The organism is Burkholderia sp. (assembly GCF_018375725.1).
GTDB lineage: Bacteria > Pseudomonadota > Gammaproteobacteria > Burkholderiales > Burkholderiaceae > Burkholderia.
In genome coordinates this window covers 1-11,317 of sequence record NZ_JAHACR010000123.1, presented here as the reverse complement: position 1 = coordinate 11,317, position 11,317 = coordinate 1, and the positions used below count along the sequence as shown (strand labels likewise).

Genomic DNA, 11,317 nt, shown 5'->3' with positions numbered 1-11,317 from the left:
CGCTCGTGATATCCGTGTCGCCGACCCGCAGCACGATGTCGCCGCGCTGCAGCCCCGCACGCGCAGCCGGCCCCTCGACGCCGTCGACCTGCACGCCATTGCGCAGCTTCAGCGCCTTCAGCTGGTCGGCCGGGAGGTCGCTGACCGTCAAGCCGAGCGCATTGCTCTGGCGCGGTTTCTGCGGCGCATTCTTGCGCGGATCGGCCTTTGTCGTCGTATCGGCCTGCGTCTCGACGATCGTGATCGGTAAGTCGCGGGCCTGGCCCTTGCGCCAGACGGTAATCGTCGCCTTCGAGCCCGGCTTCGTGTCGCCGACCATGCGCGGCAGATCCGACGCCGTTTCGACCGGCCGGCCATTGAACTTCAGGATGATGTCGCCCGGCTGGACGCCCGCCTTCTCGGCCGGGCCGCCCGGCTCGACGCTGCTGACGAGCGCGCCTTCGGCCTTCGGCAACCCGATCGAATCGGCGACTTCCTTCGTCACCTCGCCGATCGCCACCGCGATCCGGCCACGCGTCACCTTGCCCGACGCCTTCAGCTGGTCGGCCACGCGCATCGCCTCGTCGATCGGGATCGCGAACGAAATGCCCATGAAACCGCCGGTCCGGCTGTAGATCTGCGAGTTGATGCCGATCACCTCGCCCTGCATGTTGATCAGCGGGCCGCCCGAGTTGCCGGGGTTGACGGCCACGTCGGTCTGGATGAACGGCAGATAGTCGCCGGTGTTCCGCCCCTTTGCGCTGACGATGCCGGCCGTCACGGTGTTGTCGAGGCCGAACGGTGAACCGATCGCGACGACCCACTCGCCGACGCGCACCTTGTTCGAGTCGCCGATCGCGACCACCGGCAGGCTCGATGCCTGGATCTTGACGACCGCGACGTCCGTCCGCTCATCGACGCCGATCAGCTTCGCCTTGAACTCGCGCTTGTCGGTCAGCGTGACGTAGATCGTGTCGGCGTCGTCGACGACGTGTGCATTGGTCATCACATAGCCGTCGGCCGACAGGATGAAACCGGAGCCGACGCCGCGATTCTGCTCGGTGTCAGGCGGCATATCGGGTGCCGGCGCGTTTTTCGGGGTGCCGGGCGCCTGCGGCAGTGGGATGCCGAAGAAGCGCCGGAAGAATTCCGACATGTCGCCGTTGTCGAAGCCGGGCGGGAATGCGCCTCGCGGGCCGGACGACTGCACATTGGCCGTCGTCCGGATGTTCACGACGGCCGGACCGACCTTCTCGACGAGATCCGCGAAATCGGGCAGGTTCGCACTGGAAGCCGCAACCGCGGTATGCGGCACGAGCGGCAGACAAGCCGCCACCGCCGCAACGGCCAGCCATTTGCGCAGCGTGAGTTTCATCATGTCGGGAACCGAAGCGTTACCTGGAAGCCTTGTATTCTATGGCAGACGCAAACTGCTGCAACGTCGCCGGCGGCACCTCGCCGAGCAGCGTGATCCAGTAGTCGCCACGGCGCTTGACGAGCACGTGCGTCGCGCCGGTGCTGCCCGCGCCTTCCTTGCGCGTATTCTTTTCGGCGGGTTCGATAAAGACGGAAATCGTCGCCAGCCCGTCCGTGAAGACGGCCTGGTCGACCGGGATCGGCGGCTCGCCCGCGTCGCGCGCCGCCATTGGCCGCCGCACCTCGCGGATCTTCCTGAAACCGGCGACGCTCGGCGCGATCTGCCAGCCCTGCGCCGCCATGTCGACCGGCGCGACCGGCGGACGCACGACAGTCCAGCCGCTCAAACTGCGCATGCCGGCAACGATCGCGGTCTTGTCGGCCGATCCAGCGCCGCCCTCCCGCAACTGGGAAAACGCGATCTGTTCGAGCACGTGGTCGCTTGCATCGAGCGTTTGCGAGCGCAACAGCAAGCCGGTACGCGTGTCGGCCCACAGCTTGTATGTGAAGCGATACGCATCCTTCGGCACCAGTTCGACGACCTGCGCATCGATTCCGGCAACGCGATCCTTTCCGAGCAATCGGGCGTCGTAGACGGACATCACGCGCTCGCCACTCGCACCGAGCAGCGCCGGAAACGAGTCGCGGGCTTGCCGGCGTTCGACGACACACAGCTTGCGCTCGGGCACGAACGTGTACAGCTCGTCGTTATGCCGAAGCAGCTTGCGCGGCTTGCCGTCGAGGCTTTCGATCCGCTCGAACTCGCCCTCGCGGGACACATAGTGCGAGATCCGCGACGACTGGACGAACCCGCCGCGCTGATAGACGAACGTACCCTCGTAATTCTGCTGTTGCGCCGCCTGCTGGATGCGATCGAGCCAATCGGCCGCGGCCTTGCGGGTCGCGACAGGATCGTCCGGCTGCTGGGCAAGGGCTTGGCGGGATTGAACGGACAACAGCGCGGCTGCGCAAAGCAGAAGGGCCGGCAGCCGCATCCATCCGGGGATGGTTTGATTCAACCGCAATGTCCGCATCGGGTTTATTGGCCTGGCGTCGTGGTCACTGCAGCGCGGATCAGCGGCATCGAGCCCGCGACGACGGGCTGCTGTGCGAATTGCTGGTGCGCTTCGAGGTATTGGTCGAGACGCGCGTCACGAATGATGTTGGCGTCCTGCGCGACCGTCACGCGCTGCATCGCGTTGTTCTGCGGCGCACCGACCGACGCGACCTGGATAGCGCCCGGCGCGGTGGCGGTCTGCATCTGCGGGACGACGATCCATGTCAGCGTCGCTGCGGCCGCCGCCACCGCAAAGGCCGGCACGACGCGCCGGCGCAGCGACAGCAGCTTGCGGGTGACGGGCGCGGCCACCGGCGCAAGCAGGTGCGGCTCAGCTTCGAGCTGCACCGACATGCGCGCCATGAACGACGCGCTCAGCGACGGCGCAAGCGCCAGTTCGTCCGAGCGCAGCGCGTCGCCGATCAGGTGGTACTGGGCCCATGCAGCGCGATCCGCGTGGTCGAGCCCGGCCAGAAACTGCCCGTGATCCGGACGATCGAATGTTTCACCGTCGACCAGCGCGGAAAGGCGCTCGCCGTGCGAGCACGCCTGCGACTGCGTATTGACCGACCCCATGATGCTCCCCATCTTGCATACCCCGTCGTGAACGCACGACTTCCTATGTAACTAGACCCCGCCCCGCCTCGCTCAGCCCGGTGCGCTTACCAGCGCTTGCCTTCCGGCGTATCGAGAAGCGGACGCAATTTTGCCGCGATTGCCTCGCGCGCCCGGAAAATCCGCGAGCGGACCGTGCCGATCGGACAGCCCATCATTTCCGCGATTTCCTCGTAGCTCAGGCCCTCGATCTCGCGCAAAGTGATCGCCGTGCGCAGTTCCTCGGGCAGGACAGCCATTGCAGCGTTGACCGTCTCGGCAATCTGCTTGCTCATCAACAGCGACTCAGGCGTGTTGATATCCCTTAGTTGGTCTGCATCCGAGAAAGTTTCCGCCTCTTCCGCGTCGGCCTCGGTCGAGGTCGGCGCCCGGCGGCCTTGCGTCGCCAGGTAGTTCTTCGCCGTGTTGACGGCGATCCGGTACAGCCACGTATAGAACGCGGACTCGCCGCGGAACTGCGGCAACGCGCGATACGCCTTGATGAACGCGTCCTGGGCCACATCCTCGACCTCGGCGGGATCCCGCACGAGGCGCGAGATCAGCCGAATGATCTTGCGGTGGTATTTGGAGACCAGGAGTTCGAACGCCGCCTTGTCGCCTTTCTGTACGCGCTCGACCAGAACCTGATCGATTTCTTTTTCACTCACCTGACAAATCCGTTAACTAGGGATGCAACGCGGAGCGCTATTGTAGCGTTCCCGCCCTGGCCTCAGGTTACGAGCCGTAACCGCGCGGACGGACGACCGTCACGCTGCGCCGGCGGCGCCCGCGCTTCTCGCCATCACGGACAGCGCGCGGAACGACGGCGCGTCGAGCGCGTCGGCCGGAATCAGCAGCGGGCGGCCGCGCTGCCCGTCCTGTCCAATCGACAGCACGAGCAGCAGGCCGCTCCAGTGCGCAAAACCCTTCACGCGGCCGCGCGCGAGCAGTTGCCCGGCCCGGCCGAACGCCGCAACCTGTCCGGACGCCTCGATGTGGAGCGCAGCCGGCAGCCGCCGCGCACAGGCGCGAAGCGCCGCAATGGCCAGCACCGCCGTCGCCGCGCCCGCGCCGCACATGCCCGCGGCCAGCCCCGCGCGCGGAGCCAGGAACAGATGAACCGCGCTACCGCCCGCCAGTACGAAAATGGCAAGCGACATGCAAAGCGCGGCCGAGATCCGCAGCGTCATCCGCTGCGAATCTGCGGCCGCGACATCGAGAGGACTCGTCAAGCGATTCCGCTTCAGACGCGCTTGAAGACCAGCGTACCGTTAGTCCCGCCAAAGCCGAAATTGTTCTTCACGGCGATGTCGATCTTCAGGTCGCGCGCGGTGTTGGCGCAATAGTCCAGGTCGCACTCCGGATCCTGGTTGAAGATGTTGATCGTCGGCGGCGAAACCTGGTTGTGCAGCGCCAGCACCGTGAACACCGACTCCAGGCCGCCCGCGCCACCCAGCAGGTGACCCGTCATCGACTTGGTGGAGTTCACGACGACCTTGTATGCATGGTCGCCGAACGCGGCCTTGATGGCGTCGGTCTCGTTCTTGTCGCCGAGCGGCGTGGACGTGCCGTGCGCATTCAGGTATTGCACCTGATCCGCGTTGATGCCGGCATCGCGCAACGCCGCTGCCATGCAACGGCGCGGACCGTCCATGTTGGGCGCGGTCATGTGGTACGCATCGCCCGTCATGCCGAAGCCGACGATTTCCGCATAGATCTTCGCGCCGCGCGCCTTGGCCGATTCGTACTCTTCGAGCACCATCACGCCCGCGCCCTCGCCCAGCACGAAACCGTCGCGATCCTTGTCCCACGGACGCGATGCGGTGGCCGGATCGTCGTTGCGCGTCGACAGCGCACGCGCCGCGGCGAAACCGCCGATGCCCAGCGGCGACACGGTCGATTCGGCGCCGCCCGCCACCATCACGTCGGCGTCGCCTGCCTGGATCAGGCGTGCGGCCAGGCCGATGCTGTGGAGGCCGGTCGTGCAGGCCGTGACTGCGGCAAGATTCGGACCCTTCAGGCCGTGCATGATGCTCAGGTGTCCCGAGATCATGTTGATGATCGAACCCGGCACGAAGAACGGCGAGATCCGGCGCGGACCGCGCTCGGCATAGGTCGCGTGGGTATCTTCGATCATCGGCAGGCCGCCGATGCCGGAGCCGACCATCACGCCGACGCGCTCGGCGTTGGCCTCGGTCACTTCCAACCCGCTGTCCTTGAGCGCCTGGACGCCCGCGGCGATGCCGTAATGGATGAAGGTATCCATCTGGCGGGCTTCCTTGGCCGAGACGTAGTCCTCGACGTTGAAACCCTTGACCTCGCCCGCGAAGTGCACGGCCAGGTTGGTGTGATCGAACTTGGTGACGGTGGCGATGCCGGACTTGCCGGCGACGAGATTGGCCCAGCCGTCGGCAACACTATTGCCAACCGGCGAAATCAGCCCCAGGCCTGTAACGACAACACGACGGCGGCTCACGGTAACCTCTTTTCCATTGGATGACAAAAACAAAAGCCACAGTGGCCACAGGAACCAGCCCTGCAAGCCCTGTGGCTGTTAGCCCGTCCGGCGACAATGCCGGCAGGACGATGCGTCAAATGCGACGTGTGCAGAAAGTGCAGACGACGCTTACGCCTTGACGTTCGCGCGAGCGTAGTCGATCGCTTGCTGAACGGTCGTGATCTTCTCGGCCTCTTCGTCCGGGATTTCCATGCCGAACTCGTCTTCCAGGGCCATCACCAGTTCAACCGTGTCGAGCGAGTCCGCGCCCAGATCGTTCACGAACGAAGCTTCGGTCTTGATTTCGCCTTCTGCGACGCCCAGTTGTTCAGCGACGATCTTCTTGACACGTTGTTCGATATTGTCCATTACCCCTCCGAGGGAAAGTTCAAATTTGCAAGTGCGCGCATTTTATCAGGTTTGCTGCCGCCAAAAACGCGCGTTGGCTTGATGGTCGATCAAGCGCCGATCCGCTAAAAACCGGATACGGCGCGGATGGTAAACGAAAATCCTTACGACATGTACATGCCGCCGTTCACGTGCAGCGTCGTGCCGGTGATGTAACCGGCCTGCGGCGATGCAAGGAACGCAACGGCATGGGCGATGTCTTCCGGGCTGCCGAGGCGGCCGAGCGGAATCTGGGTCTTGAGCGCGGTCTGCTGCTCGTCCGGCAGCGCCTTGGTCATGTCGGTGTCGATGAAGCCCGGCGCCACGCAGTTGACCGTGATGCCGCGGCTGCCGATCTCGCGCGCCAGCGCGCGCGTCATGCCCGCGACGCCGGCCTTCGCGGCGGCGTAATTCACCTGGCCCGGGTTGCCGGCCGAGCCGACCACCGACGTGATGTTGATGATCCGGCCGCCGCGCGCCTTCATCATCGGGCGCAGCACCGCGCGCGACAGACGGAACACGGACTTCAGGTTGGTGTCGATCACCGCATCCCAGTCCTCGTCCTTCATCCGCATCGCGAGCTGGTCCTGCGTAATGCCCGCATTGTTGACGAGCACGTTCAGCGCGCCGAATTCCTTGACGGTCGCGTCGATCAGCGACTCGGCCGCCTGCGCGTCGTTGACGTTCAGCACCGCGCCGCGGCCCGCGACGCCCGCTTCCGCGAATGCCGCGGTGATGGCTGCCGCGCCCGACTCGCTCGTCGCCGTGCCGATCACCGTCGCGCCCTGGCGCGCCAGCTCGAGCGCGATCGCCCGGCCGATGCCGCGCGATGCGCCGGTCACGATCGCCACCTGTTTATCGAGATTCTTGTCCATGAATCGAATATCCGTCTGCTTGGAAATGCGTCCCGCGTTACGCGGAGACCAGCTTGAGGGCTTCGTCGAGCGATGCCGGATCGAATACCGACGCGCCCGTCAGGTTGCCGTCGATGCGCTTCGTGAGGCCCGCGAGCACCTTGCCCGGACCGCACTCGATCACGTGCGTGACGCCCGTGCCGGCGATGTACTGCATGCATTCGACCCAGCGCACCGGGCCCGCCGCCTGGCGCACCAGCGCATCCTTGATCGCGGCCGGATCGCTGACCACCGCGACGTCGATGTTGTTGACGACCGGAATCTGCGGCGCCTTCACGTCGACGCCCGCCAGGTAGTCGCGCAGCTGGTCCGACGCCGGCTTGAGCAGCGACGAATGGAACGGCGCCGACACCGGCAGTGGCAGCGCGCGTTTCGCGCCCTTCGCCTTGGCGATTTCGCAGGCCTTCTCGACGGCCGCCTTGTCGCCGGCGATCACGACCTGCGCCGGCGCGTTGAAGTTGACCGCTTCGACGACGCCCGCCGCCGAGGCTTCTGCGCACACCGCGCGCACCGTATCGTCGTCGAGGCCGAGAATGGCCGCCATGCCGCCCTGGCCGACCGGCACCGCGGTCTGCATCGCCTGCGCGCGGAAGCGCACGAGCGGCACCGCGTCGCGGAATGCGATCGCGCCAGCGGCGACGAGCGCCGTGTATTCGCCGAGGCTGTGGCCGGCGACGATCGACGGCGCCGGGCCGCCCGCCTGCTGCCACGCGCGATAGCACGCGTACGCGGCCGTCAGCATCACGGGCTGGGTATTGGTGGTGAGACTCAGTTCCTCGGCCGGACCTTCGGCGATCAGCTTGCCGAGATCCTGGTTGAGCGCATCGGACGCTTCCTGGAGCGTCTCGCGCACGACGGCCAGATCGGCGAATGCGTTGAGCATGCCGACCGACTGCGAGCCCTGCCCCGGAAAAACGAATGCAAATTTCATATCGTCCCCAATTGAATCGATTCGGACGGCGCGCACGAACGGCGCGCCGGATGGGATCGCGTGACGCGGATCAGAAGCGGAAGACCGACGCGCCCCAGGTGAAGCCGCCGCCGACGCCTTCGATCAGCACATGCTGACCACGCTGGATGCGGCCGTCGCGCACCGCGACGTCGAGTGCGAGCGGAATCGACGCTGCCGACGTGTTGCCATGCTCCGCAACCGTCACGACCATGCGCTCCTGCGGCAGGCCGAGCTTGCGGCAGGTGCTCGTCATGATGCGGATGTTCGCCTGGTGCGGAATCAGCCAGTCGATCTGCTCGGGCGCGAGGTTCGCCTTGGCGAGCGCCTCGACCGCGACCTTCTCGAGCACGTTGACCGCGAGCTTGAACACGGCCTGGCCATCCATCTGAAGGAATGCGCTGCCTTCGATCACGCCACGATTGACGTGACCCGGCGTGCAGAGAATATTCGAGTAACTGCCGTCCGCGTGCAACGCGCTGCCGAGCACGCCCGGCTCGTCCGATGCGGACAGGACCACGGCGCCCGCGCCGTCGCCGAACAGCACGCAGGTCGTGCGATCGCTGAAATCGAGAATGCGCGAGAACGTCTCCGCGCCGACGACGAGCGCCGTGCGATGCTGGCCGCTGCGGATGAAGCTGTCCGCCGTCGCGAGTGCGTACGCAAAGCCGGAGCACACCGCCTGAACGTCGAATGCCGCGCCGCCGTTCTTGATGCCGAGCTTGTGCTGCAACAGACACGCCGTGCTCGGGAACACGAAATCGGGGGTCGAAGTCGCGACGATGATCAGGTCGATCGACTGGGGATCGACGTCGGCCGCAGCGATCGCACGCTGCGAGGCCTCGAACGCGAGGTCGCTCGTCGTGACGCCGGGCGCGGCGAAATGACGTGCATGGATACCCGTGCGGGCAACGATCCACTCGTCGCTCGTCTCGATGCCGTCCTTCGCGAGGCGATCGGCCAGCTGCTGGTTCGTGACGCGGTCGGGCGGCAAATAGCTGCCCGTGCCGAGCACGCGGGAATAGAGAGTCGATTGGGCCATTTATGCTTTAGAGGATAGCGCAGCAGAAGGCTCGGCGGGCTGGCCTGCGAGCGGGCTCGCCTGTCCGGCGCCGCTGGCGTCATGCCCGCCGCCGGGCGAAGCCGCATTGTCCGCCATCGCGCGCGCGAGGCGCTCCAGCACGCCGTTTTTGACGGCATCATACCCGCGTTTGATCGCCCACTCAAACGCGTAGGCATCCGCGGAACCGTGGCTCTTGATCACGAGGCTGCGCAGCCCGAGCAGCGCCGCGCCGTTGTACTGACGATGGTCGACACGCTTCTTGAAGCGCATCAGCACCGGCAGCGCGAGCAGCGCCATCAGCCTGGACAGCAGCGAGCGGCCGAACTCCTCGCGGATGATGTCGGACAGCATCTGCGCCAGGCCTTCGGACGTCTTCAGCGCCACGTTGCCGACGAAGCCGTCGCAGACGATGACGTCGACCGTGCCCTTGTAGATGTCGTTGCCTTCGACGTTGCCGCGGAAATTGAGCGTGCTCGCACGCAGCAACTCGCCCGCGCGCTTGATCGTCTCGTTGCCCTTGATGACTTCCTCGCCGATGTTGAGCAGGCCGATCGTCGGACGATCCTTGCCCTCGAGCGCCGCCACGAGCGCGTGCCCCATCTCGGCGAACTGCAGCAGGTGCTGCGGCTCGCAGTCGACGTTCGCGCCGAGGTCGAGCATCATCGTGTAGCCGGTCGGGTTCGGCAGCGCGAACGCGATCGCGGGCCGCTCGATGCCGGGCAGCGTCTTGAGCACGTAACGGGAAACAGCCATCAGCGCGCCGGTGTTGCCGGCGGAGATGCAGGCCTGGGCCTCGCCCTCCTTGACGTGATTGAGGGCGACGCGCATCGAAGAATCCTTCTTCTTGCGCAATGCCACTTCGACGGGGTCGTCCATCGCCACGACTTCGGTGGCGGGCACGATGGTCAGCGCAGGTTCGTCAAGCGCCTTGCATTTCTTCAGCTGCGCGCGGATCGCATCCTCGATGCCGACGAGCATCAGATTTGCGTCGGGATACGCGCGGACGAACTTGACTGCCGCGGGAACGGTCACGGACGGGCCGTGGTCGCCTCCCATGCAATCGATTGTGAGCTTTACAGTCATGGAATGCGACGAATTTCAGGCACAAAAAAGCGGCAGTTGAATGCCGCCTTTTTGTTGAGCCAGGAAAGTGTCAAGCGAACCAGATGTCACGCGGACAGCGATCGTAACGCGGCACGCGTGACATGACGCTTAGTCGTTCTTCGTCTTGACGACTTTCTTGCCGCGATAGTAGCCGTTCGGGCTGACGTGGTGACGCAGGTGCACTTCACCCGTGCTCGGCTCGACCGCCAGCGGCGCTGCCGTCAGGAAATCGTGCGAACGATGCATGCCGCGCTTCGACGGCGACTTCTTGTTTTGCTGGACTGCCATGACTAACTCCTAAAAATTTTCCGGATTCTAACACAGCCCGATCCGGCGCTTAACTACCCTGGCCCATGGCCCTTACGCCTTCCCGCGGCACACTGCTCAGTGTTTCTTGTTGCCGTCCCCGTCCTTCTTCAGCGCTTCGAGCGCTGCGAACGGGTTCGGCTGCTTGCCTTCGTCCCCGGCTTCGCCGGACTCTTCGTCCGTTTCGGCCGCGGGACCGCTCGCACCCGACACGAGGCTTTCGTGAACCGCCGGGCAAACCTCGTGCTTCGGCACGAGCGGCAGCGAAAGCAGCAACTCCTCCTCGATCAATTCGACGAGATCGAAATGGCGGGAGCCCACGATCACATCGGCTTCATCTTCGTCGAGCGGAAATTCTTCAGCTTCTTCTTCGGTTGCGACGATCCGGTACACCATGTCGACGTCGAACGCCTGGTCGTACGGCGTCACGCAGCGCTGGCACTCGAGCCATGCGTGGCCATGCAGCGCGAGGCGCAGATACGGCTGCGCCCCTTCGGTGCCATCGTCCTGCAGCTCGTTCTGCGTGAACCCTTCCGCCTGCCACGTGAAGACCGTGTCGCGTTCTGGCGCGTCCGCCGGCACTTCGTTTAACATGCGCGGCAGCTGCGAAAGATGCACGGCGCCGGCTGCCTGCCGCCCGCTGCGGGCAAACTCGAACAGGTCGACCGCATGCGGATCCAGCGTAACCGCAGGCTTGCCAGAAGAGGAATTCATGTGCGCTCCTACGTGTCGATCCGGCTCGGCGCCGTTGAACAATCCGAAGACTCGACGGGCATCCAAACGAAACCCGTCGATGAAAAGCGGGAAAGCATACCCCTTTTACCTTTTACAGTCAATCACTTAAGCTTACGCTCCGCGCACCGCAGCGTGACGCACTGACGACTCATCACTCCAACCGACCATGCCGGACACCGTTTGCCGCCCGCCGCGGCTGATTCTCGCCTCCAGTTCCCGCTACCGCCGCGCGCTGCTCGAGCGGCTTTGCGTGCCATTCGACGTCGTGTCGCCCGACCTCGACGAAACCCCGTTGCCCGACGAGACGCCTGCCGCG

Annotated in this window: 14 protein-coding genes; 1 reads left to right on the top strand and 13 read right to left on the bottom strand. The window is 65.3% G+C overall.

Going from position 1 to position 11,317, the window contains the following annotated elements; translation table 11 throughout:
- From KH616_RS14435 to KH616_RS14375, 13 genes are all read right to left on the bottom strand, one after another.
- Nucleotides 1–1,357: DegQ family serine endoprotease (locus KH616_RS14435; RefSeq protein WP_292245921.1), on the bottom strand; the 1,357-nt coding region annotated here is incomplete at its 3' end.
- A gap of 16 nt (nt 1,358–1,373) precedes the next feature.
- Nucleotides 1,374–2,429, bottom strand: coding sequence for a MucB/RseB C-terminal domain-containing protein (locus tag KH616_RS14430; protein ID WP_292245918.1), 1,056 nt, complete (start codon nt 2,427–2,429; stop codon nt 1,374–1,376).
- Between the two features lie 5 nt (nt 2,430–2,434).
- Nucleotides 2,435–3,028, bottom strand: coding sequence for a sigma-E factor negative regulatory protein (locus KH616_RS14425; protein WP_292245916.1), 594 nt, complete (start codon nt 3,026–3,028; stop codon nt 2,435–2,437).
- A gap of 86 nt (nt 3,029–3,114) precedes the next feature.
- Nucleotides 3,115–3,714, bottom strand: coding sequence for an RNA polymerase sigma factor RpoE (gene rpoE, locus KH616_RS14420; RefSeq protein ID WP_233863788.1), 600 nt, complete (start codon nt 3,712–3,714; stop codon nt 3,115–3,117).
- A 99-nt stretch (nt 3,715–3,813) separates the two neighbouring features.
- Nucleotides 3,814–4,278, bottom strand: a complete 465-nt coding sequence (locus KH616_RS14415) for a hypothetical protein (protein ID WP_292245910.1) — start codon at nt 4,276–4,278, stop codon at nt 3,814–3,816.
- 11 nt (nt 4,279–4,289) lie between these two features.
- A complete protein-coding gene (gene fabF / locus KH616_RS14410) occupies nt 4,290–5,522 on the bottom strand; it encodes a beta-ketoacyl-ACP synthase II (protein ID WP_292245907.1) in 1,233 nt (410 codons plus the stop codon).
- 150 nt (nt 5,523–5,672) lie between these two features.
- Nucleotides 5,673–5,912, bottom strand: coding sequence for an acyl carrier protein (acpP, locus tag KH616_RS14405; protein ID WP_292245904.1), 240 nt, complete (start codon nt 5,910–5,912; stop codon nt 5,673–5,675).
- 143 nt (nt 5,913–6,055) lie between these two features.
- The gene (gene fabG, locus KH616_RS14400) at nt 6,056–6,805 is read right to left on the bottom strand and encodes a 3-oxoacyl-ACP reductase FabG (protein ID WP_292245901.1); all 750 of its coding nucleotides are present in this window, start codon (nt 6,803–6,805) and stop codon (nt 6,056–6,058) included.
- A 37-nt stretch (nt 6,806–6,842) separates the two neighbouring features.
- The gene (fabD, locus tag KH616_RS14395) at nt 6,843–7,775 is read right to left on the bottom strand and encodes an ACP S-malonyltransferase (protein ID WP_292245898.1); all 933 of its coding nucleotides are present in this window, start codon (nt 7,773–7,775) and stop codon (nt 6,843–6,845) included.
- A 70-nt stretch (nt 7,776–7,845) separates the two neighbouring features.
- Complete coding sequence (locus tag KH616_RS14390) at nt 7,846–8,835, bottom strand: beta-ketoacyl-ACP synthase III (RefSeq protein ID WP_292245895.1); 990 nt, start codon at nt 8,833–8,835, stop codon at nt 7,846–7,848.
- A complete protein-coding gene (gene plsX, locus KH616_RS14385) occupies nt 8,836–9,939 on the bottom strand; it encodes a phosphate acyltransferase PlsX (RefSeq protein ID WP_292245893.1) in 1,104 nt (367 codons plus the stop codon).
- 129 nt (nt 9,940–10,068) lie between these two features.
- A complete protein-coding gene (rpmF, locus tag KH616_RS14380; protein ID WP_006051932.1) occupies nt 10,069–10,248 on the bottom strand; it encodes a 50S ribosomal protein L32 in 180 nt (59 codons plus the stop codon).
- Nucleotides 10,249–10,344: 96 nt separating this feature from the next.
- Complete coding sequence (locus KH616_RS14375; protein WP_292245523.1) at nt 10,345–10,980, bottom strand: DUF177 domain-containing protein; 636 nt, start codon at nt 10,978–10,980, stop codon at nt 10,345–10,347.
- A 187-nt stretch (nt 10,981–11,167) separates the two neighbouring features.
- On the opposite strand from KH616_RS14375, the gene KH616_RS14370 reads away from it, so the two are divergent.
- A partial coding sequence (locus KH616_RS14370; protein WP_292245923.1) for a Maf family protein occupies nt 11,168–11,317 on the top strand: 150 nt, incomplete at its 3' end.